19 protein-coding genes and 2 pseudogenes are annotated in these 25,777 nt (G+C 73.7%); 13 read left to right on the forward strand and 8 right to left on the reverse strand.

Annotated elements, in window-relative coordinates:
- Nucleotides 1-73 precede the first annotated feature (73 nt).
- The 4 genes and pseudogenes from SXIN_RS21725 to SXIN_RS32430 all read left to right on the forward strand — a co-directional run.
- Nucleotides 74-865, forward strand: a complete 792-nt coding sequence (locus SXIN_RS21725; RefSeq protein WP_019709094.1) for a hypothetical protein — start codon at nucleotides 74-76, stop codon at nucleotides 863-865.
- 312 nt (nucleotides 866-1,177) lie between these two features.
- Nucleotides 1,178-2,026, forward strand: a complete 849-nt coding sequence (locus SXIN_RS21730) for a DegV family protein (RefSeq protein ID WP_019709096.1) — start codon at nucleotides 1,178-1,180, stop codon at nucleotides 2,024-2,026.
- Nucleotides 2,027-2,668: 642 nt separating this feature from the next.
- Complete coding sequence (locus tag SXIN_RS21735; protein ID WP_337589359.1) at nucleotides 2,669-3,418, forward strand: ComEA family DNA-binding protein; 750 nt, start codon at nucleotides 2,669-2,671, stop codon at nucleotides 3,416-3,418.
- Nucleotides 3,419-3,492: 74 nt separating this feature from the next.
- Nucleotides 3,493-5,961, forward strand: a pseudogene (locus SXIN_RS32430) (ComEC/Rec2 family competence protein); the annotation flags it as partial.
- Between the two features lie 324 nt (nucleotides 5,962-6,285).
- Here SXIN_RS32430 and SXIN_RS32435 read toward each other — a convergent pair.
- Nucleotides 6,286-6,576, reverse strand: a complete 291-nt coding sequence (locus SXIN_RS32435; RefSeq protein ID WP_019709099.1) for a hypothetical protein — start codon at nucleotides 6,574-6,576, stop codon at nucleotides 6,286-6,288.
- Between the two features lie 156 nt (nucleotides 6,577-6,732).
- On the opposite strand from SXIN_RS32435, the pseudogene holA reads away from it, so the two are divergent.
- Nucleotides 6,733-7,674, forward strand: a pseudogene (holA, locus tag SXIN_RS32440) (DNA polymerase III subunit delta); the annotation flags it as partial.
- Between the two features lie 379 nt (nucleotides 7,675-8,053).
- On the opposite strand, the gene rpsT reads toward holA, so the two are convergent.
- A complete protein-coding gene (rpsT, locus tag SXIN_RS21755) occupies nucleotides 8,054-8,320 on the reverse strand; it encodes a 30S ribosomal protein S20 (RefSeq protein WP_019709101.1) in 267 nt (88 codons plus the stop codon).
- A gap of 186 nt (nucleotides 8,321-8,506) precedes the next feature.
- Here rpsT and lepA point away from each other — a divergent pair, with 186 nt between their 5' ends.
- The 3 genes from lepA (at nucleotide 8,507) to hemW (ending at nucleotide 13,864) form a co-directional block, all read left to right on the forward strand.
- Nucleotides 8,507-10,381, forward strand: coding sequence for a translation elongation factor 4 (lepA, locus tag SXIN_RS21760; RefSeq protein ID WP_095757400.1), 1,875 nt, complete (start codon nucleotides 8,507-8,509; stop codon nucleotides 10,379-10,381).
- Between the two features lie 232 nt (nucleotides 10,382-10,613).
- Complete coding sequence (locus SXIN_RS21765; protein ID WP_019709103.1) at nucleotides 10,614-12,503, forward strand: AMP-dependent synthetase/ligase; 1,890 nt, start codon at nucleotides 10,614-10,616, stop codon at nucleotides 12,501-12,503.
- A 128-nt stretch (nucleotides 12,504-12,631) separates the two neighbouring features.
- A complete protein-coding gene (gene hemW / locus SXIN_RS21770) occupies nucleotides 12,632-13,864 on the forward strand; it encodes a radical SAM family heme chaperone HemW (RefSeq protein WP_095757401.1) in 1,233 nt (410 codons plus the stop codon).
- Between the two features lie 44 nt (nucleotides 13,865-13,908).
- On the opposite strand, the gene SXIN_RS21775 is transcribed toward hemW, so the two are convergent.
- Nucleotides 13,909-14,754 carry a DUF3097 domain-containing protein gene (locus tag SXIN_RS21775; protein WP_095758141.1) on the reverse strand — a complete coding sequence of 282 codons (846 nt, stop codon included), beginning with the start codon at nucleotides 14,752-14,754 and terminating at the stop codon, nucleotides 13,909-13,911.
- 35 nt (nucleotides 14,755-14,789) lie between these two features.
- Nucleotides 14,790-15,512 carry an MBL fold metallo-hydrolase gene (locus SXIN_RS21780; protein ID WP_019709105.1) on the reverse strand — a complete coding sequence of 241 codons (723 nt, stop codon included), beginning with the start codon at nucleotides 15,510-15,512 and terminating at the stop codon, nucleotides 14,790-14,792.
- Between the two features lie 193 nt (nucleotides 15,513-15,705).
- On the opposite strand from SXIN_RS21780, the gene hrcA reads away from it, so the two are divergent.
- The 4 genes from hrcA (at nucleotide 15,706) to SXIN_RS21800 (ending at nucleotide 19,926) form a co-directional block, all read left to right on the forward strand.
- A complete protein-coding gene (gene hrcA, locus SXIN_RS21785; protein ID WP_019709106.1) occupies nucleotides 15,706-16,722 on the forward strand; it encodes a heat-inducible transcriptional repressor HrcA in 1,017 nt (338 codons plus the stop codon).
- Nucleotides 16,723-17,859 (forward strand): molecular chaperone DnaJ, encoded by a 1,137-nt coding sequence (gene dnaJ, locus SXIN_RS21790; protein WP_019709107.1) that lies wholly within the window; start codon nucleotides 16,723-16,725, stop codon nucleotides 17,857-17,859. It abuts the gene before it with no gap.
- Between the two features lie 142 nt (nucleotides 17,860-18,001).
- A complete protein-coding gene (locus SXIN_RS21795; protein WP_050930820.1) occupies nucleotides 18,002-19,189 on the forward strand; it encodes a nitronate monooxygenase in 1,188 nt (395 codons plus the stop codon).
- Nucleotides 19,186-19,926 (forward strand): 16S rRNA (uracil(1498)-N(3))-methyltransferase, encoded by a 741-nt coding sequence (locus SXIN_RS21800; RefSeq protein ID WP_019709109.1) that lies wholly within the window; start codon nucleotides 19,186-19,188, stop codon nucleotides 19,924-19,926. The genes SXIN_RS21795 and SXIN_RS21800 overlap by 4 nt, the downstream gene beginning before the upstream one ends.
- Before the next feature lie 39 nt (nucleotides 19,927-19,965).
- Here the strand turns inward: SXIN_RS21800 and SXIN_RS21805 are convergent, their stop codons facing one another.
- The 4 genes from SXIN_RS21805 to SXIN_RS21820 form a co-directional block, all read right to left on the reverse strand.
- On the reverse strand, nucleotides 19,966-20,478 hold the full coding sequence (locus tag SXIN_RS21805; RefSeq protein WP_095757402.1) for a hypothetical protein: 513 nt from the start codon (nucleotides 20,476-20,478) through the stop codon (nucleotides 19,966-19,968).
- Nucleotides 20,479-20,613: 135 nt separating this feature from the next.
- Nucleotides 20,614-23,841 (reverse strand): S41 family peptidase, encoded by a 3,228-nt coding sequence (locus tag SXIN_RS21810; RefSeq protein ID WP_095757403.1) that lies wholly within the window; start codon nucleotides 23,839-23,841, stop codon nucleotides 20,614-20,616.
- Nucleotides 23,842-24,027: 186 nt separating this feature from the next.
- Nucleotides 24,028-24,249, reverse strand: coding sequence for a DUF397 domain-containing protein (locus SXIN_RS21815; RefSeq protein ID WP_095757404.1), 222 nt, complete (start codon nucleotides 24,247-24,249; stop codon nucleotides 24,028-24,030).
- On the reverse strand, nucleotides 24,227-25,066 hold the full coding sequence (locus SXIN_RS21820; RefSeq protein WP_019712114.1) for a DUF5753 domain-containing protein: 840 nt from the start codon (nucleotides 25,064-25,066) through the stop codon (nucleotides 24,227-24,229). Before SXIN_RS21820 ends, SXIN_RS21815 begins: the two co-directional genes overlap by 23 nt.
- A 181-nt stretch (nucleotides 25,067-25,247) precedes the next feature.
- On the opposite strand from SXIN_RS21820, the gene SXIN_RS21825 reads away from it, so the two are divergent.
- A complete protein-coding gene (locus tag SXIN_RS21825) occupies nucleotides 25,248-25,751 on the forward strand; it encodes an ATP-binding protein (protein WP_238153829.1) in 504 nt (167 codons plus the stop codon).
- The last annotated feature ends 26 nt before the right edge of the window (nucleotides 25,752-25,777 follow it).

Here is a 25,777-nt window from a genome sequence, read left to right on the forward strand (position 1 = left end):
GCGGTGCCCCACCGCGCGGGTGAGGGCTCCGGACGCCGCGCACCGGTGCTCGGAAGGCTACGAGGGAGTTTTCATGGAAGCCGCGATTCTGGTGGTGGTCCTCTTCTTCGTGCTCTTCGTCGCGGCCGGGGTCTATGCGACGGCCAAGGCCGTGGGAGCCGCCAAACGCGGTGTCGACCGCACGGTCGCGCAGGCCCGCCGCACCGTCGAGGACACCACGCTCAAGGCCCGGCAGCTGGCCCTGCCCGGGGCGGCCGGCGAGGTGGCCCAACTGCGGCTCTCGCTCCGGACCTCCATGCGCGCCACCCAGGAGACCCTGCGGGCGGCCGCCCCGGAGGACACCTCGCTCGGAGAGGCGCTCGGCCTCTTCGACCGGCTCAGCGCGCACGGCAGGGAGCTGGACGCCGAACTGAAGCGCCTGGAGAACGAGCCCGACAAGAGCCGGGTCGCCGCACACCTTCCCGAACTGCGGGAACGGGCCGAGCGGATCGTGCACTCGGCCGACTCCCTGCGCTGGGCCGCACAGGACCGCGCCCGCCAGTTCGCCGACGACGACCTCGGCGACCTCACCGGACAGATCCAGATGGAGGCGGGCGCCCTGCGGCACTGGACGCCGGCCGAGACCCCGGGCCGGACGCCGGCCGGCGGTGACGCAGGGCCGGGTCCGGTTCCCTCGGACTCCACCGGACGGGGCGCCGCCGGACAGGACTCGGCCGGGCCGGACTCCATCCGGCCGGAGGCCCGCCCCGGGCAGTCCGGAGCGCCGGAGGCCCCACGGACACCGCCCGCCATCACGGCCCGCGACTCCCGGCTGCGCACCGGTTTCCCCTGGGAGAAGACCCGGCGCCCCGAGAGCACCACATGAGCCTCCCGCCCCACATGAGCCTCCCGCCCCGCGTGAGCCGTCCGCCCCGCGTGAGCCGTCCGCCCCGCGTGAGCCGTCCGCGCGGTGGCGCGTCGACCGCAGCCGCTGCCGCTGCCGCAGGGCCGGCGACGGCCGTCGGGCCGACCGGACCGGAGGCCGTACCGGCGGCGTCCGGCCGGAGAGTGCCGGTCCTCCGCACCCCGGCTCGGGGTATGCCGACCCGGTTCCTGCCGACGTCGCGCTCCGGGACCGGTGGCCGGCAGGCCGCCCCCGTGCTGTCCGCGCATGTCATCCCCGGATAACCTCCCCTTCATGTCCCGCCATGTCGCGATCGTCACCGATTCCACGGCCTATCTGCCGCCGCAGGCGATGGAACGGCACGCCATCAGGGCCGTACCACTGACCGTGGTCCTCGGTGACCGGGCCCTGGAGGAGGGCACCGAGGTCTCGGCACGGTCGGTCGCCCAGGCGCTGCGGAGCCGGACCCCGGTGACCACCTCCCGGCCGAGCCCGGAGATGTTCGCCGCCGCCTACCGTGAGGCGGCCGCGGCCGGGGCGACCGGGATCGTCTCCCTCCATCTGTCGGCGGAGATGTCCGGCACCTATGACGCGGCGGTGCTCGCCGCACGTGAGGCGCCGGTGCCGGTGCGGGTCGTGGACACTGGCATGGTCGCGATGGCCCTCGGTTTCTGCGCCCTGACCGCCGCGGAGACCGCGGAGGCGGGCGGCACTCTGGACGAGGCGGTGGCCGCGGCCGAGAAGCGGGCGGAGGGCACCACGGCCTACTTCTATGTGGACACTCTCGACTACCTGCGGCGCGGCGGCCGGATCGGCGCCGCGCAGGCTCTGCTCGGTTCGGCGCTGGCGGTGAAACCGCTGCTGAGACTGGGTGGCGGGCGGATCGAGCCGCTGGAGAAGGTGCGTACGGCTTCGAAGGCCATCGCGCGGCTGGAGGAGATCGTCGTGGAACGGGCCGCTGCCGGCCCGGTGGACATCGCGGTGCACCATCTCGCCGCGGCGGAACGGGCGGAGGCCCTGGCGGACCGGCTGCGGAGGCGGGTGCCCGGGCTGGCCGAACTTCTGGTCAGTGAGGTGGGCGCGGTGATCGGCGCCCACACCGGACCCGGGCTGCTGGGCGTGGTGCTGTCGCCGCGGATCTGACCGCGCGCGGCCCGCGGTCCGGGCGGGACTCCCAATACCGCGGGGGAACGGGGCCGCGGGAACACCGCCCGGTGCCGCAGGCGGAGGCGGCGGCCCGGTGAGGACGGCGAGCGGAGCGACGGACCACCCGGTGCGGCGGATCCGGAAGCAGCTCGCCAGGAGGGCGCGGAGACGGGGCAGCGGCAAGGCGGGAAGACGGAAACGGCTCATGCCTCGCAGTGAAGCGGCAGATGGGTCGAAGTGGTGGCCTGAGAGCGGACATTCATCCGAAACGGGCACGGAGTTTTCCACAACCCGCGAGTTATCCACGGAAATACGGTCTGTTCCGCCGAGGGCGGCCGCCCGGCCTACCGTCACCGCATGGACATCCGATCACACTCCGTGACGACCTCGTCGGGTCCGGCCCGCGGTGCCACGCGCGGCCCCGGAAGGCCCGGGGCGGATCACCGCGCCCGGCGCCGGCACCGGTCTCGTCGCACGACGCCTCAGTACCGCCGGGACGCACCGGACGGAACGAGGGCGCGCGCGACGGCCCTCTTCGGTGGCCTTCCGGCCCGGACACCGGTCGTGCCCGAACCGGAGCCGCCGGCCGGACCCGCGCCCGCACCGGTGAGCGCCCCGGACACGCCGGGGCGGAGCGGGATGAAGGAGCGTCCGCTGCCATGGCCCGCGCGATGGCGCCTCGCCCTCTGCGAACGGCTTCCGTTGTGGGTGAGCCTGCGCTGCGGAGCGGACCCGAGGACGCTCGCCGCGCTCGCCGTCCTGCTCGTGGTCGCGGTCGGATTCGCGGGGTACCACTTCTGGAGCGGACGCCCCGAGACGGTACGGGTGCCCTCGGCCGAGCCGGCCGGCGCGGCGGATCCGGCGGCCCTTCCGGGAACCGGGAAGCCCGACCCGGCTCCTCCCGCCCCCGCCCCCGCCCCCGGGCCCGTCCTGCCGGCCGGTGACCGCGCCGTCGTGGTGGACGTGGCCGGCAAGGTCCGCGAGCCGGGGATCCACCGGCTCCCCGCGGGTTCGCGGGTCGCGGACGCGCTGGAAGCGGCGGGCGGTGTCCGTCCCGGCACGGACACCGCCGGGCTCAACCGGGCCAGGCTTCTGCTGGACGGTGAGCAGATCCTGGTGGGCGGTCCCGCACCGGCGGCCGCCACCGGCGGGGGAGCGGTGGGCGCGCCCGGTCCGGCACCCGGGGGCGCGGTCGCCGGCCCGGTCAGTCTCAGTACCGCCACCCTCGAACAGCTCGACGGCCTTCCCGGTGTCGGACCGGTCCTGGCCCGGCGCATCCTCGAACATCGCGACCGCCAGGGGGGTTTCACCTCCGTCGACCAGCTCCGCGAGGTGAACGGGATCGGCGACCGCCGGTTCGCGGACCTCCAGCCCCTGGTACGGCCGTGACCGGGACGGTCGCTCCTGCCGTCTCCCCCGGGCGGAGCGCGGTCCCTCCGTGCCCGCGCCCGGAGGGTCCGGACCTGCGGCTGCTGCCGTGTGCTCTGGCCGCCTGGGTGGCTGCCGCCGTGGCGGTCGGCGTCCGGCCCCCCGTCGCGGCGGTCGGCGCGGTCTGCTCTGCGGCGGTGGGCCTGGCGCTGTTGCTCGCAGCCCTCGCCCACGGCCCGGGAGCGCGCGGCCGGAGCCGGGTTCCCGGCCGGACGGTGGACGATCCGCCCGGAGCGGGGCCTGAGGCGGGGGCGGGCGTGCCCCGGCGCCGCGGCAGCGCACGGGTCGCGCTCGCGACGGCCCTCTTCTGCGCGGCAGCCGCGGCGGGCTCGGGGGCCTTGCACGCCGCCGATCTGTACCGGGGACCGCTGCCCGGCCTGGCACGGCAGTCGGCCGAGATCACGGCCGAGGTGACGGTCACGGGCGATCCGCGGCTCACCCGGCCGCGGGTGAGCGGTCCGCGCAGCAGTCCGCCCGCCGTGGTGCTGACGGCGGAGGCCCGGCGGGTCACGACGGCGGACGGTGCGGCCACCGCGGTCCGCACCCCGGTGCTCCTCATCGTTCCGCTCCGGGCCGACCCGGAAGGCCGGGGCGGACACCGCACGGGGGCGCGGGAGCGCGCGGCGTGGCTGAGGTTGCTGCCGAGCACGCGGCTGCGGCTGGAGGCGCGGGCCGTGCCGTCGCACGGCGGAGGAGACCGGATGGCCGTGGTGCTGCGGGTCAGCGGTAAGGGACCGCCGGCGGTGGTGCGGGGACCAACCGCCGTGCAACGGGCGGCCGGTGAGCTGCGGGCAGGGCTGCGGGAGGCGTCCGACGGGCTGCCGGCCGACGCCCGGGCGCTGCTCCCCGGACTGGTGGTGGGCGACACCTCCCGGGTGCCGGCCGATCTCGACCGGGCCTTCCACGCCACCGACCTGGTGCATCTGCTCTCCGTGAGCGGAGCCAACCTCACGATCGTGCTGGCCCTGCTGATCGGGCCACCACATCTGGCACTCCGGGCCGAACGGCGCGGCCTGGCGCCCCGGTTCGGGATCCCCCTGCGCGGCACGGCTCTGCTCGGCGGGCTGCTGACCCTGGGCTTCGTCATCGTGTGCCGGCCGGAGCCGAGTGTCCTGCGGGCCGCGGCCTGCGGTGGGATCGCCCTGCTGGCCATCGCCACCGGCCGGCGGAGATCACTGCTGCCCGCCCTGGCCGCCGCGGTGCTGCTGCTCGTCCTGTACGACCCGTGGCTGGCCCGTTCCTACGGCTTCCTGCTCTCGGTTCTGGCGACCGGTGCCCTGCTGACCATCGCTCCGCGCTGGAGCGCGGCCCTCCAGCGGCGGCGGGTACCGGGCCGGCTCGCCGAGGTGCTGGCGGCCGCCGCGGCGGCGCAGGCCGTCTGCGCGCCGGTGGTCGCGGTCCTGGCGGCGCGGGTGAGCCTGGTCGCGGTCCCGTGCAATCTGTTCGCCGAACTCGCCGTGGCCCCGGCCACGGTGCTGGGCTTCGCCGCGCTCGCGACCGCCCCGTTCGCCATGCCGGCCGCCGAGGCACTGGCCTGGCTCGCCGCCTGGCCGGTGGAGTGGATCGCCGCCGTGGCCCGTACCGGTGCGGCGCTGCCGGGCGCGGAGCTGGACTGGCCCGGCGGCTGGACCGGCGGGCTGCTGCTCGCCGCCCTCACGGCGCTGCTGGTGCCGGTGGCGCCGCGGCTGGCCCGCCACCCGTGGCTCTGCGCCGCCGGTGCCCTGGTCCTGCTGGCGGTCGTGCTGCGCCCGGGCCCGCTGCCGCGGTTCGTCACCGGCTGGCCTCCGCCGGGGTGGCGGCTGGCCGTCTGCGACGTGGGCCAGGGAGAGGCCCTGGTGCTCGCGGCGGGCGGGGACCGTGCCCTGGTCGTCGACGCCGGGCCGGAGCCGGAGGCGGTGGACCGTTGTCTGCGGAGCCTCGGCGTCCGGCAGGTCCCGCTTCTGGTCCTGACCCATTTCCACGCGGACCATGTGGCGGGTCTGCCCGGTGTGCTGCGGGGCCGGGCGGTCGGTGCCATCGAGACGACGACGCTCGAAGAGCCGCCGGGCCAGGCCGCGTTCGTGCGCCGGACGGCGGCAGAGGCGGGGGTGCGGGTGCTGCGGACGACGCCGGGGGAGCGCCGGCTGGGCCCGGTCGCCTGGCGGGTCCTCTGGCCGCTGCCGGGCCGGACCGCGGCCACCGGTGCCAACGACGCCAGTGTCACCATGCTGGTCCGCACCGCGGGGCTGACCCTGCTCCTGCTCGGCGATCTGGAACCGCCCGCGCAGCAACGCCTGGCGTCCGCCGTCCCGTTGCCGCCCGTCGACGTCCTCAAGGTCGCCCACCACGGCTCAGCCCACCAGGACCACGGACTGCTGGCCCGGCTGCGGCCCCGGATCGCCGTCATCTCCTGCGGGGCCGGCAACGACTACGGGCATCCGGCTCCGCGCACGGTCGCCGCCCTCCGTGCCGGGGGCGCCGTCGTGCTGCGGACGGACACGGACGGGGCCATCGCGGTGACCGGCCCGCCGGCCCGGCCGGGCGCCGCCGTCACGGCCGGCAGGGCGACTCCGGCGGGGAGCGGCGGCCGGCGCAGGGCACGTGGCCGTGGGAACGCATCGGGGTCCCGGCGGTGCCGCTGTGGGGCGGGCCCGGAACTCCGCGGTGAGACCGCCGTCCCGGGAAGTGCCGCGGGTGTGGACGTACTCGGCCGTCCGCCACGAATGGCGGCGCCGGCGGCCCTGCTCCACCGGTTCGCTGTCGGGCTCCTTCATCGGAGACTGCTCGGGTGGTCCCTTCCGCGGCGCAGACTCCGTCCCCGCCCCGGCCGGGCCCTCGCCTTCCCGGCGTCATTCCGACTCCAGCCAGCCGTCGTACTCGGCGGCGAGCGCGTCCAGGGCCGCCGGGTCCAGATCGGGAGCCGGCTCCTCGATCACCACCAGCCACTGGGCGTCCTCGGCGTCGTCCTCACCGGCGAGCGCCTCCCGTACCAGTTCCGGTTCCCTGCCGAGGCCGAAGCGCTCCACGGCCTCGGCGGCCGCTTCCTCGGCCGCTTCCCGGTCGGGCAGCACCAGCAGGCGGTGTACGGCTTCCGCCCCGGCCGGGGCGGGTTCCTCGGGGCGGGGGTGTGCTCCGTTCATCCGCACATTGTGCGATACCGGCGGCTGTGGCCCGGGCAGCGGGGGCGGGCACGGGCTCCGCCCGGCGGGTGCTGTCGGCGCCCCGTGGGATGCTGGACCGCGATGGCCAGAAAGACGACGACCGACGACCCGCTCGCCCCCGTCACGCTCGCCGTGGGCCAGGAGGAGCTGCTCCTGGAACGCGCCGTGCGGGAGGTGATCGCCGCGGCGCGCGCCGCCGACGCCGACACCGACGTACGCGACCTCACGCCCGACGTCCTGCAGCCCGGCACCCTGGCCGAGCTGACCAGTCCGTCGCTCTTCGCCGAGCGCAAGGTCGTGGTGGTACGGAACGCCCAGGACCTCTCGGCCGACACGGTCAAGGACGTCAAGGCCTATCTGGGCTCGCCCGCCGAGGAGATCACCCTCGTGCTCGTGCACGCCGGTGGCGCCAAGGGCAAAGGGCTGCTGGACGCGGCGCGCAAGGCCGGGGCCAGGGAGGTCTCCTGTCCCAAGATGACGAAGCCCGCCGACCGGCTGTCCTTCGTCCGGGGTGAGTTCCGTGCCGCGGGGCGGTCGGCGACCCCGGAGGCGTGCCAGGCCCTGGTGGACGCCCTGGGCAGCGACCTGCGGGAGCTGGCGAGCGCCTGCTCGCAGCTCGCCTCCGATGTCGACGGCCCGATCGACGACGCCGTCGTGGCGCGCTACTACACGGGCCGCGCGGAGGCGTCCAGCTTCACGGTCGCCGACCGGGCGGTCGAGGGCCGGGCCGCCGAGGCCCTGGAGGCGCTCCGCTGGTCGCTGTCCACCGGTGTCGCCCCGGTGCTGATCACCAGCGCGCTGGCTCAGGGGGTCCGGGCCATCGGCAAGCTGGCGTCCGCCCCGCGCGGGGCCCGGCCCGGTGATCTCGCCCGGGAGCTGGGCATGCCGCCCTGGAAGATCGACCGGGTGCGGCAGCAGATGCGCGGCTGGTCGGCCGATGGGGTGTCCGACGCGCTGCGGGCCGTGGCCGAGGCGGACGGTGCCGTCAAGGGCGGTGGCGCCGACCCCGGTTATGCCCTGGAGAAAGCCGTGGTGGCGGTGGCGCGCGCGGCCCGTCCGGCGACCCGGCGTCCCTGACCCGGCCCGGGCCGCCGCACTCCCCGGGCCACGCCACCGGCGTCTCCGGCCCGCTCCCCGCCGTTCCCGCCGCTCCTGCCGTTCGCAGGCCCCGGCAACGCCGAAGGCCCCGCGCCACCCGGGGAAGGGGTGGCGCGGGGCCTTGCGGTCCGAGCTGGGTGCGCCGCACCCGCGTGGCGAACGCAGGCCGCGTGCGGCGCGGTTCCGCGGCGGGGCCGCGGAGGAATGGTGCCGGTTCGGAGCGGTTGAGAGGGCCCGCTGGGTCCGGACCGGCGGATACCGGGAGCAGTGATCCCGGGTCGGGCGGGTGCTGTACGGCCTTCCGCGGCGTGCCGCCGGCGGGTCGGTTCCGTACCGCGGTGAGACGGAGAGGCGGAGGTCAGCCCTTGAGGGAGGCGACCCGCTGGGCCAGCGCCGACTTCTTGTTGGCGGCGGCGTTCTTGTGGATCACGCCCTTGCTGGCGGCCTTGTCCAGCTTCTTGGAGGCCTCGCGGACGGCGACGGTGGCCTTCTCCAGGTCACCGGCCTCGACGGCCTCGCGGGTCTTGCGGATCGCGGTCTTCAGCGAGGACTTGACGGCCTTGTTGCGCTGGCGCGCCTTCTCGTTGGTCTTGTTCCGCTTGATCTGGGACTTGATGTTCGCCACGTAAAGAGCCTTTGCAGCTTCGTCGGATTCTCGGGTGCGCCGTGCGAAGAGGGCACGAGACGCGATGGACCAGGCTACCAGCAGGCCCGAGGCCTCCCAAACCGGACCGGGCGCCGCGGTCGTGGGACGATGGGGGCACTGCCACAGACCCGACCAAGCTGCGTCTCATCACCGAATGGACCCTGCGTGCCCGCGACCCCTACCCCTGTGCCGGAGCCGAGCCGTACCGATCCGGCGCTGATCCGCAACTTCTGCATCATCGCGCACATCGACCACGGGAAGTCGACGCTCGCCGACCGGATGCTCCAGCTGACCGGTGTGGTCGAGCAGCGTCAGATGCGCGCCCAGTACCTCGACCGCATGGACATCGAGCGCGAGCGCGGCATCACGATCAAGTCCCAGGCGGTGCGGCTGCCCTGGGCGCCCGGAGAGGGCGAGAGCCGGGGTACCACCCATGTGCTCAACATGATCGACACCCCCGGCCACGTCGACTTCACCTACGAGGTCTCCCGTTCCCTGGCCGCCTGCGAGGGCTGCATCCTGCTGGTGGACGCGGCCCAGGGCATCGAGGCCCAGACCCTCGCCAACCTGTATCTGGCGATGGAGAACGACCTCACGATCATCCCGGTGCTGAACAAGATCGACCTGCCGGCCGCCCAGCCCGAGAAGTTCGCCGCCGAACTGGCGCATCTCATCGGGTGCGACCCGTCCGACGTGCTGAAGGTCTCGGCGAAGACCGGCGAGGGCGTCGAGGCGCTGCTCGACAAGGTCGTCGCCGAGGTCCCGGCACCGGTCGGCGACGCCGCCGCCCCCGCCCGCGCCATGATTTTCGACTCCGTGTACGACGCCTACCGCGGCGTGGTGACCTACGTGAAGGTCGTCGACGGCCACCTCGCCAAGCGCGAGCGGATCCGGATGATGTCCACCGGCGCCACCCACGAACTGCTGGAGATCGGTGTCTCCTCACCCGAGATGACGCCCTCCGACGGCCTGGGCGTCGGCGAGGTCGGCTATCTCATCACCGGGGTGAAGGACGTCCGCCAGTCCAAGGTCGGTGACACCGTCACGCTGCTCAACAAGGGCGCCACCGAGCCTCTGGGCGGCTACAAGGACCCCAAGCCGATGGTGTTCTCCGGCCTCTATCCGCTGGACGGCTCGGACTATCCGGAACTCCGCGACGCCCTCGACAAGCTCCAGCTCAACGATGCCGCCCTGGTGTACGAGCCGGAGACGTCCGCGGCGCTCGGCTTCGGCTTCCGCGTCGGCTTCCTCGGCCTGCTCCACCTGGACGTGATCCGCGAGCGGCTGGAGCGCGAGTTCGGCCTCGACCTGATCGCCACCGCGCCCAACGTGATCTACCGCGTGATCATGGAGGACGGCACCGAGCACACCGTCACCAACCCCAGTGAGTTCCCCACCGGCAAGATCGCCGAGGTCCACGAGCCGGTCGTCCGGGCCACGCTCCTCGCGCCCAGCGAGTTCATCGGGGCGATCATGGAGCTCTGCCAGACCCGCCGCGGCACCCTCCTGGGCATGGACTACCTCTCCGAGGACCGTGTCGAGCTCCGCTACACCCTGCCGCTGGCCGAGATCGTCTTCGACTTCTTCGACGCCCTGAAGTCCAAGACCCGCGGTTACGCCTCGCTCGACTACGAGCCCACCGGCGAGCAGACCGCCGACCTGGTCAAGGTGGACATCCTGCTCCACGGCGACAAGGTGGACGCCTTCTCGGCGATCACCCACAAGGAGAAGGCGTACGCGTACGGGGTGCGGCTCGTGGCGAAGCTGCGCGAGCTCATCCCGCGGCAGAACTTCGAGGTGCCGATCCAGGCCGCCATCGGCAGCCGGGTCATCGCCCGCGAGACCGTCCGCGCCATCCGCAAGGACGTCCTCGCCAAGTGCTACGGCGGTGACATCTCCCGGAAGCGGAAGCTGCTGGAGAAGCAGAAGGAGGGCAAGAAGCGGATGAAGATGGTCGGCAGCGTGGAGGTGCCGCAGGAGGCGTTCATCGCGGTGCTGTCCTCGGACTCCGCCGCGGGCGAGAGCAAGGGCAAGAAGTAGCCCTCGGCTCCCGAGCTCTCCGAGGCCACGCCGCAAAAGGCGCCCGTCCCCGCCGGACGGGCGCCTTTGTGCTGGCCACGACCCCGGGGAGGGGTAAGTTCCGCTTTGCGAACGAGTGGCTCTCAGACCCTTACAAACAGGCCGGTCGCCCTCTACTCTGGGCCTGCCTGAAGGTTACTCGCCGGTTAAACAAGTTCCGTTTCAGCACCACAGCGGGGCACGGAGGATTGTCGTGAGCGACACGCAGACGTTGATTGAGAACAGGCCGCCCTCCGTGGCGACTCTTTTCCTCGACCGGGTCGAGTCGACCCCGGACCGGGAGGCGTACCGCTATCCGGTCCCGCCTGCCTCGGGCAAGGGCCCCGACGAGTGGCGCTCCTACACCTGGGGAGAGGCGGCCGAGCGGGTCTTCGCCGCCGCCGCCGGCCTGATCGAGCTGGGCGTGGAGGCCGAGCAGCGGGTCGCCATCGCCTCCAACACCCGGGTCGAGTGGATCCTCGCCGACCTGGGCATCCTCTGCGCGGGCGCCGCGACCACCACGGTCTACCCCAGCACGAACGCCGAGGAGACGGCCTACATCCTCGCCGACTCCGGCAGCCGGGTGCTGATCGCCGAGGACGCCACGCAGCTCGCCAAGGTCCGTGAGCGGCGTGGAGAGCTTCCCGAGCTGGCGCATGTCGTGGTGCTCGACGAGGCGGGCGCCGCACCCGCCGAGGGCGACCCGGAGGGCTGGGTCCTCTCCCTCGCGGAGCTGGAGCGGCGGGGCGCGGCCCGGCTGGAGAAGGAGCCGGACCTCATCCGCAAGCGGGTCGCCGCGATCACCGCCGACCAGCTCGCTACCCTCATCTACACCTCGGGCACCACGGGCAAGCCCAAGGGCGTGCGGCTCCAGCACGACTGCTGGTCGTACATGGCCCGGGCCATCGAGGCCAGCGGGCTGGTCACCGGAGAGGACGTGCAGTACCTCTGGCTGCCGCTCGCCCACGTGTTCGGCAAGGTCCTCACGGCCGGCCAGATCGGCGTCGGGCACGTCACCGCGGTCGACGGCCGCATCGACAAGATCATCGAGAATCTGCCGGTCGTGAAGCCGACCTACATGGCCGCCGTGCCGCGGATCTTCGAGAAGGTCTACAACGGGGTGGCGGCCAAGGCCCGGGCCGGCGGCGGCGCCAAGTACAAGATCTTCCAGTGGGCGGCGGGTGTCGCCCGCGAGTACGCCCGCGTGTCCCAGGACAACTACCGCCGCACCGGCAAGGCGGACGCCCCGGCCGGCCTGACGATCAAGCACGCCATCGCCGACAAGCTCGTCTACGCCAAGCTGCGCGAGGCCTTCGGCGGCAATCTGCGGGCGGCCATCTCCGGCTCCGCGGCCCTCGCCCCCGACATCGGCTTCTTCTTCTCCGGCGCCGGCATCCACATCCTGGAGGGCTACGGCCTCACCGAGTCCAGCGCCGCCAGCTTCGTCAACCCCGGCGAGGCCTACCGCACCGGCACGGTCGGCAAGCCCATGCCGGGCACCGAGGTGCGCATCGCCGACGACGGCGAGATCCTGCTCCGCGGCCCCGGCATCATGCAGGGCTACCACGGGCTGCCGGAGAAGACCGCCGAGGTCCTGGAGGACGACGGCTGGTTCCACACCGGGGACATCGGCGAGCTCTCCGCCGACGGCTATCTGCGGATCACCGACCGCAAGAAGGACCTGATCAAGACCTCGGGCGGCAAGTACATCGCCCCGGCCGAGGTCGAGGGCCAGTTCAAGGCCGTCTGCCCGTTCGTCTCCAACATCCTGGTGCACGGCGCCGACCGGAACTTCTGCACCGCCCTGATCGCCCTCGACGAGCCGACGGTCACGGGCTGGGCCGAGGAGAACGGCATGGCCGGCAAGCCGTACGCCGAGGTCGTCGCCTCCCCGGAGATGCACCAGCTCATCGAGGGCTATGTGCAGCGCCTCAACGAGGGTCTGCAGCGCTGGCAGACGATCAAGAAGTTCCGCATCCTGCCCCGGGACCTGGACGTCGAGCACGGCGAGCTCACCCCGAGCCTCAAGCTCAAGCGTCCGGTCGTGGAGCGCGAGTACAAGCACCTCATCGACGAGATGTACGCGGGGTCGCGCGAGGCGTGACCCGAGAACGGCCCGGGCCCGGCGTGGAGGCGATCCACGCCGGGCCCGGGCCGTGTTCCGTCCTCCCGCCGTCCGCCCCTCCGCCCGTACCGTCGGGGGACCCGCGGGGATGACGGACAATGGCCGGTATGCCCTCCGTACTGCCCGACGGCGAACCCGTGCCCGACGACGGGGCGCTGCCCGCCCACGCCCTCGACGGCGCCGCGGAGCGGCCCCTCGGCTTCTATCTCCATGTGCCCTACTGCGCCACGCGCTGCGGCTACTGCGATTTCAACACCTACACCGCCGCTGAGCTGCGCGGCTCCGGCGGCGCTCTCGCCTCGCGCGAGAACTACGCCGAGACGCTGGCCGAGGAGGTGCGGCTGGCGCGCAAGGTGCTCGGCGACGACCCGCGCCCGGTGGAGACCGTCTTCGTCGGCGGCGGAACGCCGACCCTGCTGCCCGCCGCCGGCCTGTCGCGGATGCTGGGCGCGATCCGGGACGAGTTCGGGCTGGCCGAGGGGGCGGAGATCACCACCGAGGCCAATCCCGAGTCGGTGGACCCCCGGTACCTCGACGGGCTGCTGGACGGGGGGTTCAACCGGATCTCCTTCGGGATGCAGAGTGCGCGGCAGCACGTCCTGCGGGTGCTGGACCGCACGCACACCCCCGGCCGCCCCGAGCGCTGCGTCGCCGAGGCGCGCGCGGCCGGCTTCGAGCACGTCAACCTCGACCTCATCTACGGCACGCCGGGCGAGAGCGACGACGACTGGCGCGCCTCACTGGACGCGGCGATCGGCGCGGGCCCGGACCATGTCTCCGCCTACGCCCTGATCGTCGAGGAGGGCACGCAGCTCGCCCGGCGCATCCGGCGCGGCGAGGTGCCCATGACCGATGACGACGTGCACGCGGACCGCTATCTGATCGCCGAGGAACGGCTGTCGGCGGCCGGTTTCCACTGGTACGAGGTGTCGAACTGGGCGACCACCGAGGCCGCCCGCTGCCGCCACAACGAGCTGTACTGGCGCGGCGCCGACTGGTGGGGCGCGGGCCCCGGCGCGCACAGCCACGTCGGCGGCGTGCGCTGGTGGAACGTGAAGCATCCCGGGGCGTACGCCCAGGCGCTCGCCGAGGGCCGCGCCCCCGGTGCCGGGCGGGAAGTGCTGACGGCCGAGGACCGGCGCGTCGAGCGGATCCTCCTCGAACTGCGGCTCTCCGACGGCTGCCCGCTGGAGCTGCTGGCCCCGGCGGGCCTGCGCGCGGCGGCCCGGGCCGTGGCGGACGGCCTGCTCCAACCCGGGCCGTACGAGCACGGCCGGGCGGCTCTGACGCTGCGCGGGCGGCTGCTCGCCGACGCGGTGGTCCGCGACCTGGTCGACTGACCCCGGGGGCCGGGGGCCGGGGGCCGGAGGCCGGGGGCCGGCGGCTACGGCGCCGTCACATGGTCGATGAGCTCCTCCACCCGCCCGAGCAGTTCCGGCTCCAGGTCCCGGAAGCTGTGCACGGAGGAGAGGATGCGCTGCCAGGCCGCACCGGTGTTCTCCGGCCAGCCCAGCGCCCGGCAGACGCCCGTCTTCCAGTCCTGGCCCCGGGGCACCGAGGGCCAGGCGGGGATGCCGGCGGAGGCCGGTTTCACGGCCTCCCAGATGTCGATGAACGGGTGGCCGACGACCAGGACGTGCTCGCCCGGGGCGCCGTCCGCCATGACCTCCGCCGCGATCCGCGACTCCTTGGTACCGGGCACCAGGTGGTCGACGAGCACCCCGAGCCGCGCGTCCGCCGAGGGCCCGAACTCCCGTACCACCGCCGGGAGGTCGTCGATGCCCTCCAGATACTCGACCACCACGCCCTCGATGCGCAGATCGTCGCCCCAGACCCGCTCGACGAGTTCGGCGTCGTGCCGTCCCTCCACGTAGATCCGCCCGGCGCGCGCGACCCGCGCCCGCGCCTCCGGGACGGCGACCGACCCCGAGGCGGTGCGGGCCGGGCGGCGCGGGGCGGCGGGTGCGGCGGACGCGGGGCGCACCAGCGTGACCGTGCGCCCCTCCAGCAGGAAGCCGCGCGGCTCCATCGGGAACACCCGGTGCTTGCCGAAGCGGTCCTCCAGGGTCACCACGGGCCCCTGTGCCGTCTTCTCGCAGCGGATCACCGCGCCGCAGAACCCGGTGGCGGCCTCCTCCACGACGAGACCGGGCTCGGCCGCCACCTCGGGCGCCGGCCGGGTCTTCTTCCACGGCGGGGTCAGATCGGGCCCGTACTGTCTGCTGCGCATGGGCACAGACGATACGAACGGCGGGCCGGCGCCGGTCACGACACGCCGAACCGCCCCGCCAGCGCGTCGCGTTGGGCCCGTACGAAGCGTGCGTCCACCACCGCTCCGTGACCGGGCACGTACAGCGCGTCCTCGCCGCCGAGCTCCACCAGCCGGTCCAGCGCGGCCGGCCAGCGCCCGGGCACGGCGTCCGGGCCGGCCTGGGGCTCCCCCGACTGCTCCACCAGATCACCGCAGAAGACGACACAGGGGTCGCCCGGCACCAGCACCGCCAGATCATGCGGGGTGTGCCCGGGCCCGACGTTGACGAGCACGGCCTCCCGGCCCCCGCCGAGGGCCAGCGTCATCTCGCCGGAGACCGGGTGTCCCGGGCGGACCAGCAGATCGGCGGCCTCGGCCGCGTCCCCGGCGTCCAGTCCGTGCCGGACGGCGTCGGCGGCCACCGCCTCCCGCCCGGCGCCGAGCAGCCGGTCCAGGCCCACCGCGGCGTACGTCCGGGCGCCGGCGAAGGCCGCCGCGCCCAGCACATGGTCGAAATGCCCGTGGGTGAATGCGAGATGGGTCACGTCGCGCCCGGCCAGGCGCCGGGCCCAGCGGCGGATGCCGGCCCCCTCGGCGAGGCTCGCCCCCGCGTCCACGACCAGGGCCGCGTCCGGTCCGTACACCAGTCCCGTCGTGGCGTCCCAGCCCGGCAGACGGCGGCGTGCGACGCCGCGCGCCAGTTGCTCCCCGTCCGCCTCTTCCCAACCGTGCTCCATACGATGACGCTAGTCGCAGGCGGGTCGCCGTGTCCGCCCGAGGTGCCGTCCACCGGCCGCGTATCCGCCCCGTAACCGGTCCGGCCTTGCCCTTGCCGTACCACACCGCCGTACACTTGGCCGGGGAAACTGGCACTCGCGCGGATCGAGTGCCAGAGACCGGACCAGAGGGACCGACTGGGAGGTGAGCGCGATGCTGAGCGAACGCAGACTCGAAGTGCTGCGCGCCATCGTCCAGGACTACGTCGGCACCGAGGAGCCGGTCGGCTCCAAGGCGCTCACGGAGCGCCACCGCCTCGGCGTGTCGCCCGCCACCGTGCGCAACGACATGGCCGCGCTGGAGGACGAGGGCTTCATCGCCCAGCCGCACACCAGTGCCGGTCGCATCCCCACGGACAAGGGCTACCGGCTGTTCGTCGACAAGCTCGCCGGTGTGAAACCGCTCTCCACGGCGGAGCGCCGGGCCATCCAGAACTTCCTGGACGGCGCCGTCGACCTGGACGACGTGGTGGGGCGCACGGTGCGGCTGCTCGCGCAGCTGACCCGGCAGGTGGCGGTGGTGCAGTATCCGTCGCTCACCCGCTCGACCGTGCGCCATGTCGAACTGCTGTCCATGGCGCCCGCGCGGCTCATGCTCGTCCTGATCACCGACACCGGCCGGGTCGAACAGCGCATGGTGGACTGCCCCGCGCCGTTCGGGGAGTCCTCCCTGGCCGATCTGCGGGCCCGCCTCAACAGCGCGGTTTCCGGCCACCGTTTCGCGGATGTGCCGCGCTTGGTGCAGGATCTTCCGGAGTCCTTCGAGACGGAGGACCGCGGGACGGTCTCCACGGTGCTCGCCACCCTCATGGAGACCCTCGTCGAGGAGACCGAGGAGCGGCTGATGATCGGCGGTACCGCCAATCTCACCCGTTTCCGCCACGACTTCCCGCTGACCATCCGGCCCGTGCTGGAGGCGCTGGAGGAGCAGGTCGTGCTGCTGAAGCTGCTCGGCGCCTCCGAGGAGCCCGGGATGACGGTGCGCATCGGGCACGAGAACGCCCATGAGGGCCTGACATCCACCTCCGTCGTCGCCGTCGGCTACGGTTCGGGCGACGAGGCGGTGGCGAAACTCGGCGTGGTCGGACCGACCCGCATGGATTACCCCGGAACGATGGGAGCGGTACGCGCAGTGGCACGTTACGTCGGACAGATCCTGGCGGAGTCGTAAGTGGCCACCGACTACTACGCCGTACTGGGCGTGAGCCGGGACGCTGGACAGGACGAGATCAAGAAGGCGTTCCGCCGTCTCGCACGCGAGCTGCACCCGGACGTCAATCCGGACCCCAAGACGCAGGAGCGGTTCAAGGAGATCAACGCCGCCTACGAGGTGCTGTCGGACCCGCAGAAGAAGCAGGTCTACGACCTCGGCGGGGACCCGATGTCGGGCGCCGGCGGCGGCGCGGGCCCCGGCTTCGGCGGGGCCGGCTTCGGCAACTTCTCCGACATCATGGACGCGTTCTTCGGCACCGCCTCGCAGCGCGGCCCGAGATCCCGCACCCGGCGCGGCCAGGACGCGATGATCCGGCTCGAAGTCGAGCTGGACGAGGCCGCGTTCGGCACCACCAAGGACATCCAGGTCGACACGGCCGTCGTCTGCAACACCTGCAGCGGCGAGGGTGCCGCCCCCGGCACCTCCGCCCAGACCTGCGACATGTGCCGCGGCCGCGGTGAGGTCTCCCAGGTGACGCGGTCCTTCCTGGGCCAGGTCATGACCTCCCGCCCCTGCCCGCAGTGCCAGGGCTTCGGCACCATCGTGCCGACCCCGTGCCCGGAGTGCGCCGGTGACGGCCGCATCCGCTCGCGGCGCACGCTGACCGTCAAGATCCCGGCGGGTGTGGACAACGGCACCCGGATCCAGCTCGCCGGCGAGGGCGAGGTCGGCCCCGGCGGCGGCCCGCCCGGTGATCTCTACGTCGAGATCCACGAGGTGCCGCACCCGGTCTTCCAGCGGCGCGGCGACGATCTGCACTGCACGGTCACCATCCCGATGACGGCGGCGGCCCTCGGCACCCAGTGCCCGCTGGAGACGCTGGACGGCATGGAGGAGGTCGACATCCGGCCCGGCACCCAGTCCGGCCAGTCGATCCCGCTCCACCAGCGCGGCATCACGCATCTCCGCGGTGGCGGGCGCGGCGACCTGATCGTCCACGTCGAGGTGCAGACGCCGACCAAGCTCGACCCTCAGCAGGAGGACCTGCTCCGGCAGCTCGCCAAGCTCCGCGGCGAGGAGCGCCCGGCCGGCCACTTCCAGCCCGGCCAGCAGGGTCTCTTCTCCCGGCTGAAGGACGCCTTCAACGGCCGCTGAGCCGCTCGGCCCCGACGCCTTCCGACGTGCACGGACCGGCCCCGGTGGATTCCCGCCGGGGCCGCGCCGTGCGCCGTCGGCCCGCCGGAAAGAACAGCGGGAAGGGTCCGCCCGCACAGTGCTCCGTGACACCATGTGCCACATGGCTGCAGCAACGGGGAGCGTCCCCGCGGTGACGGACCTCTTCCGGTATCCCATCGTCCAGGCGCCCATGGCGGGCGGGGCCTCCCGCCCGGAGCTGGCCGCCGCCGTGTGCCGGGCCGGCGGGCTCGGCTTCCTCGCGGCCGGCCTCAAGACACCCGAGGCCATGTACCAGGAGATCCGGGTGGCGCGCGGGCTGACCGACCGCCCCTTCGGAGTCAACCTCTTCCTGCCGCAGCGGCCCGTCGCCGACGCCGCCGCGGTCGCCGTCTACCGCGAGCAGCTCGCCGGGGAGTCCTCCTGGTACGCCGCCCCGCTCGGCGACACGGACACCGGCGGCGGCGAGGACGACGGCGACGACGGCTACGAGGGCAAGCTCGCCGTCCTCACCGAAACCCCGGTGGCCATGGTCTCCTTCACCTTCGGCTGCCCCGACGCCGGCGTGCTCCGGGCCCTCGCCCGCGCGGGCACCGTCACCGTCGTCACCGTCACCTCCGTGGCCGAGGCGCGGACGGCCGAGGCGGCCGGCGCCGCGGCGGTGTGCGTGCAGGGCGTCGAGGCGGGCGGGCACCGGGGGACGCACCGGGACGATCCCTACGCCGACCGGGGCTCACCCGGACTCGGGCTGCTGACGCTGCTCGCCCAGGTCCGCGAGGCCGTGGACCTTCCGCTGATCGCCGCCGGCGGGCTGATGCGGGGTGCGCAGATCGCCGCCGTGCTGACGGCCGGAGCGGTCGCCGCCCAGCTCGGCACGGCCTTCCTCGTCTGCCCGGAGTCGGGCGCCGACCCCCTCCACAAGCGGGCGCTGACCGACCCGCTCTTCCCGCACACCGAACTGACCCGGGCCTTCACGGGGCGCCCGGCGCGCGGGCTCGTCAACCGCTTCCTGCGGGAGCACGGCCCGTACGCCCCGGCCGCGTATCCGCAGGTGCACCGGATGACCGCCGGGCTGCGTCGGGCGGCGGCCCGCGCGGGCGACCCGCAGGGCATGGCGCTCTGGGCCGGCCAGGGGCACCGGATGGCGCGGACGCTCTCCGCGGAGCGGCTGGTACGGACCCTGGCCGCCGAACTGGACGAGGCCCGCGCGGCCCTCCTGGCCGGCCCGGGTGGCACAGCTGCCGCGGCGGCCGGAACGGCGAACGCGGCGGGCCCGCCGGCCGCATCACCGCAGAAAGGGGAGCCCGCATGACGGCCCCGGTGTTCCTGACCGGCCCCGAGCGCCCGCCGGTCCCCGGCCGGTTCGTCCTCGACGGGCCCGAGGGGCGGCACGCCGTCTCCGTGCGGCGGCTGCGCGCGGGCGAGGAGATCGTGCTGACGGACGGCCGGGGGACCGGCGGATACGGCACGGTGGCGGCCGTCGAGGGCAAGGACCGCCTGGAGGCCGACATCACCGAGGTCCGCCACGAGCCGGAACCCAGCCCCCGGATCACCGTCGTCCAGGCGCTTCCCAAGGGCGACCGCGGCGAACTCGCCGTCGAGACCATGACGGAGACCGGCGTGGACGCCGTCGTGCCCTGGCCGGCGTCCCGCTGCGTCACGCAGTGGAAGGGCGAGCGGGGCGTCAAGGCGCTCGGCAAGTGGCGGGCCACCGCCCGGGAGGCCGGCAAGCAGGCCCGCCGCCTCCGGCTCCCCGAGGTGCCCGGCCCGATGAGCACCCGCGAGGTCGCCGGACTGCTCGCGGGCGCCGCCTTCGCGGCCGTGCTCCACGAGGAGGCCGCCGAACCGCTGGCCACCGCCGTGCTGCCCGAGAGCGGCGGCATCGTGCTGGTGGTCGGCCCGGAGGGCGGCGTCTCACCGGACGAACTGGCGGCGTTCACCGCGGCGGGCGCGAAGCCGTACCGGCTGGGCCCGACGGTCCTGCGCACCTCCACGGCCGGTACGGCCGCCGCCGCGCTGCTGCTGGGGCGTACGGGCCGCTGGTCCTGAGGCGCCGGCCCGCGCCGCCGTGCGGGGGCGATGGGGTGGCTACGGCCGCCAGGAGCCGAGCAGTTGGAGCACCTCGTTCAGCGGCCTCCGCAGTGAGGTGCTGTCCGCCACCACGGTGCGTCCCTGGGCTTCGAACTCGTACACGAAGGCGTCGGTGGTGGGCCGGTTGAAGGTCCGCCCGGGCAGCCGCGCGTAGCGCTCGCTCGCCAGAAGGTCGCGCAGCGCGGACACCTGTTCGTCGCGCATCCGCCCCGACTTCGACGTACCGCTGCGCCGGACCGTCTCGACGGTGCCGTCCGCCTCTACGGTCACCCGGCTGGTGTGCCCGGCCACCCCGCCGCTGACGGTGAGCGCCAGCAGTTGCCCGTCGGTGACCGCGGACGGCCGGGAGGAACCCGGTGCCGGCGCCGCGCCGTCCGGGGCGCCGGACTGCGCACAGGCCGTGAGGGACAGGAGCACCGCCGCGGCGGCCCCGGCGGTCGCCGCCCGGCGCGGCGCCCGGCGGCGGGGGACGCGGCGCGTGGCGGTGTCCGTGGTCCGGGCGGGACTCATGACTGCCTCCTCCTGGCGGTGATGGCCGCCAGTATGGTCCGGTACCGCGCGGTTGGGGACCCCCTCCGGCGAGGCCGGACGGCCCCGGCGCCCGCCTCCGGAGCCCCGTGCCCGCCGGACCCGCCGGATGACCCGTCAGAGCGGCGGGAGTTCCGGCGGGGTCTTCGCCGGGTTCTCCGCCAGCGCCGCCAGCGCGATCCGCACCGCCTCGTCGAGCTGCGGGTCGCGGCCGGCCGCGGAGTCCTGCGGGGTGTGCACCACCTCGACGTCCGGATCGACGCCGTGGTTCTCCACGCCCCAGCCGTAACCCTCCATCCAGGTGGCGTACTTGGGCTGGGTGACGCCCGTGCCGTCCACCAGGTCGTAACGGCTGTCGATGCCGATGACGCCGCCCCAGGTGCGGGTGCCGACGACCGGGCCGATGCCCAGTGCCTTGATCGCGGCGTTGACGATGTCGCCGTCGGAGCCGGAGAACTCGTTCGCGACCGCGACCACGGGCCCGCGCGGCGCGTCCTGCGGATAGCTGAACGGCCGCATACCGCGCGGGAGGTCCCAGCCGACGATGCGGCGGGCCAGCTTCTCCACGACAAGCTGCGAGGTGTGCCCGCCGCGGTTCTCCCGGACGTCCACGATCAGCCCGTCCCGTACCACCTCGACCCGCAGGTCGCGGTGGAGCTGCGCCCAGCCGGAGCCCACCATGTCCGGCACGTGGAGATAGCCGAGCCGGCCGCCGGACGTCTCGTGCACATGGGCGCGCCGCCCGGTGACCCAGTCGTGGTAGCGCAGCGGTTCCTCGTCGGCGATGGGGACGACGACGGGGTGCCGGGGGGAGCCGCCGCCGGCCGGGGCGACCGTCAGTTCGACGGGCTTGCCGACCGCGCCGACGAGCAGCGGGCCGGGCCCCAGCTGCGGATCGACGGGGCGGCCGTCCACGGCGAGGATCGCGTCCCCGGCCCGCACCGCGACACCGGGCGCGGCGAGCGGGGAGCGGGCCTGGGGGTCGGAGGACTCGGAGGGCAGCACGCGCGTCACGCGCCACACGCCTTCCTCGTCCCGGGCCAGATCGGCCCCGAGGAGGCCCTGCCGGTGCGTGGAGTCGGTCCAGCCGCCGGGCGGGCTGACGTAGGCGTGGGAGGTGCCCAGCTCGCCCTGGACCTCCCAGAGCAGGTCGATCAGGTCGCTGTGGGTGGCCACCCGGTCCAGCACCGGCCGGTAGCGCTCCAGGACGCCGTCCCAGTCGACGCCGCCCAGGTCGGCCCGCCAGAAGTTGTCCCGCATCAGCCGGCCGGCCTCCGCGTACATCTGCCGCCACTCGGCGGCCGGGTCGACCGTGAGGCGGACCCGGGAGAGGTCGACGGTGATGTTGTCGTCGCTGTCGTCGCCCGGCTTGTTGTCGGCCGGCACCACGCGGAGCTTCGTGCCGGTGGAGAGCAGGACCCGCTTGCCGTCGCCGGTGACCGCGTAGTCGTCGGCGTCGTCGGCCAGGTGTTCGAGCCGCTGCTGGACGAGATCGTAGCGGTCCAGGGCGGTGGACGGCCCGGAGGCGTCCGGGGCCAGGGCGGAGCCGAGCACGCCGCGCAGCGGGTGGCGCAGCCACAGGACGCCGCCCTCGGCGGCCCGCAGGGTGGAGTAGCGGGCGGCCTCGACGGGGAACGGCACGATGCGGTCGGCGAGTCCGTCCAGATCGACCCGGGTGACGGGCACCGAGGAGGACGAGCCGGACGAGGAAGCCGCGCGGCCCTCGCCCTCGTCGCCGTCGTTGCGCTCGGGCGTGGGCGGGCGGCCGTGGCGCTGCGGGCCGAACGGCGAGGGCGTGGAGGCGGCGAGCGTGATCAGATGCGGCCGGCAGGCGCCCACGAACGCCAGGTCGAAGACATGGACGTCATAGATCGGGTCGAAGGCGCGTTCGGAGAGGAAGGCCAGGTGCCGGCCGTCGGTGGTGAAGGCGGGCGAGAAGTCGCGGAAGCGCAGCGGTGTGGCCTCGGACACGGAGAGATCGGCCGTGTTGGCGATCTTGAGCTGGCGGAGCGCCCCCGGCCCGGGGTGCGACCAGGCCAGCCAGCCGGAGTCCGGGGAGAAGACCAGGCCGTCGGCGTCACCGTCCTCGCTCCGGTCCACCTCGCGGATCTCACCGGACTCGCGCTCAACGAGCAGCACCCGCCCGTCGTGCGAGGCGACGGCGATCCGGCCGCCGTCCGGGGCGACGGCCAGGTCCAGCACCCGGCCGAGCCGCCCGGTACCGATACGGCGCGGTCCGCTGCCGGGCTCGGCGCCGGAGGCCGGGGCGATGGCCAGGGCGTCCTCGCCCTCCGCGTCGGTGACCCAGACGACGTGCTCGGCGCCGTCCACGCGGAACGCGCGCGGCAGCCGCGCCCGCTGCCCGGGTTCGGCGGCGAGCGCCCGGGCGGGGCCCTCCCGGTGGGTGACCCAGTGGACCGTGCCGCGCACCTCCACGGCGCTGCCGCGGCCGGTGTGGTCCGGGCCCACCTCGCCGAGGTGGTGCGCGGCGCGCACCGGGTGCGGCTGGAGGTCGGCGCGGGAGCCGCCGAGGCGGACGTCGAGGCGGCGCGGCTCGGCGCCGTCGTCCAGGCCGTCCAGGAGCCAGAGTTCACCGGCCGAGGCGTAGGCGACGCGGGTGCCGTCGCCGGTGGCCTGCCGGGCGTAGAAGCCGTCGAGGGGGGAGTGCCGGCGCAGATCGCCGCCGTCGGGCAGCGAGGAGTACAGCGCGCCGGTGCCCTCGTGGTCGGAGAGGAACGCAATCCGGCCGCCCGCCCACAGCGGCTGCTCGATGTTGCCGTCGAGACCGGCGTGGATCCGTGCGAACTCCCCGTCGCCGGACGCGTCCAGCCAGAGTTTGCCGGCCGTGCCGCCCCGGTAGCGCTTCCAGGACGAGGCGTCGCGCCCCATGGTCGCGGAGAGCAGCAGCACGGCGCCCTCGGGCCCGTACGCCACATCGCCGACCGGCCCGTACGGCAGGGTGCGCGCGGGGCCGCCGTCCAGCGGCACGGCCCGCGCCCAGGTGCGGCGCAGGGAGGCCTGGCCCGCGGCGGTGACCGCCAGCACCTCCCCCTCGGGGGTCCATCCGCGCACGGCGGTCCGGGCGTTGCCCCAGTACGTCAGCCGCCGGGACGGGCCGCCGTCGACGGGGGCCACATGGACCTCCGGCGACCCGTCGCGCGTGGAGGTCCAGGCGATGTGCCGGCCGTCCGGGGATATCCGCGGATGCGAGACCGGCATGTTGTCGGCGCTCACACGCCAGGCACGGCCGCCGTCGAGCGGTGCCGCCCAGACGTCGTCCTCGGCGGTGAAGGCGATCAACTCACCGTGCGGATGCGGGTAGCGGAGGTACGAAGGCTGCGTCACAACTGCAACCCTATTCACCCATTACCGGCCCGAACAGGGGGCACCGGCGGTTCCACGCCAGGACGGGGCCTTCCGGCCCCAACGCACCGGTGCCGCCGGACCGTTACGGCCGGGAACCGCACGCCCGGCGGGGTGTGCCCGCGCTCGTACGGCAGCGGCCCCGCCGGACTGGTGGTCGCCCGGGACTCAGGCCCGGAGGTCCCCCTCCTTGACGGCGGCGACGAACGCGGACCAGCGATCCGCCGTGAAGACCAGCGCGGGCCCGTGGGGGGTCTTGCTGTCACGGACCGGGACGCGCCCGGGGTGGCCGTCGGAGACCTCGATGCAGGCCCCGTCCCCGTTATTGCTGTAACTGGATTTGCGCCAGGCCGTCAGAGTCGATGCATCAGGAATCGTATTCATCTGCATACTCTTTCAGATATCCGCGGATCAGGTGCAGGGATTTGTCTTCCGGCAGGGCAAGTGACCGGGCGACATCGAACCGCTGGCTCAGCTCGATCACTTCTTTCGGTGACCCCACCGTTTCGCCGGACTTGAAGCTCTCAACGAACGCCATGGTCCCGCCATCGCGCATCGTGAGCAAGGTCAAACACCCTCCGAGCATGGGGTAGGCACCTTCGGTGAACGGAAGGACCTGGATCGTAAAGTGCGGTTGCTCGGCGGTGCGAAGCAAATGGTCAAGCTGATCTCTCATTTGCCCCGCATTTCCGATAGGGCGCTTTAGTGACGCTTCATCCATGATCGCCCAGTAATATGGCGGATCCTTGTGGTCGAAGATGCATTTCCGGTGCATGCGCACAGCCACACGTTCGTTCAACCGCTCTTCGGATTCGCCCGGCAAAGATCTGCGAAATAGCTCTCGCGCGTATTCTTCGGTCTGGAGGAGTCCGGGAATCAGGCTGCTGGTGAACACCTGGATGCGCTGCGCCTCCCGTTCCTTGCTGACGATCGCGCGTCCATAGCCGGGGATCGAGTTCTCGCGTGCGATCTCCAGCAGATCACCCAGCACGCCGTCGGTGTCGAAGAAGCTGTCCAGCGAGTTCACCAGCGCCTCGGAGGGGAGCTGTTCCCCCAGCTCCACCCGGCTGAGATAACTGTGCGAATACCCGCCCACCTGTTCGGACAGTTGACGCAGCGAGAGTTCCTTCCGCTCCCGCATCCGGCGCAGTCGGCGTCCCAGCCTGACCCGTGGCGTGAGCTGGTCGGATTCATTGTTCAGCTCCATGGCGACCGAACCTTCTTTCGTTCAACTGGCCGTCCACGCAGCTCTATTGGTGACGGCTCGGATATGTACTCAGTTTGCCGGGGCCGTGATGGTGGTGTGGTCACTCCCGCCATTCCGGTTGCACGAGAACACATTTCCGTTCGCGGCCGGGGCGTGGTCACTGCATCAAGGAGCGTCAGCAATGCCGGGCTCTGCCAGCCGTCCCGACCCCGCGTCCCCGGACCGCTCAGGTCCGCCGTCTGAAAAACGGGCGGCGGAACACGCCGACCGCGACCACCCCGTCGTGCTGCGCTGGAGCCGTCATCCGAGTTGTGTCGGCCTGGCGCGACTGGAGTTGCGCAAGGCGCTGGCCGGCTGGGGGCTGGCCGCGCTGGAGGAGTCGGCCACGCTGGTCCTCTCGGAGCTCCTGACCAACGCCGGGCGGCACGCCCGGGTCTCGCCGGGGCGGCAGATCGAGACCCGCTACGTCCCGGAGTTGCCGAGCGGCCTGCGGATCGAGGTCCACGACGCCTCGCCCGTCCGGCCCGAACCGTGCGTGCCGGACGCGGACGCGTGCGGAGGCCGGGGCCTGCTCCTCGTGGCCGCCCTCGCCGACGCCTGGGGCATCGGCGACCGGGACGGCCCCGGAAAGGTGGTGTGGGCGCACCTGTCACTTCCGCCGCGGGAGGGCGAAGCCTCACCGTGACTGCGCTCATGCGCTCTCTGCGGGCG

Source organism: Streptomyces xinghaiensis S187, assembly GCF_000220705.2.
Classification (GTDB): domain Bacteria; phylum Actinomycetota; class Actinomycetes; order Streptomycetales; family Streptomycetaceae; genus Streptomyces; species Streptomyces xinghaiensis.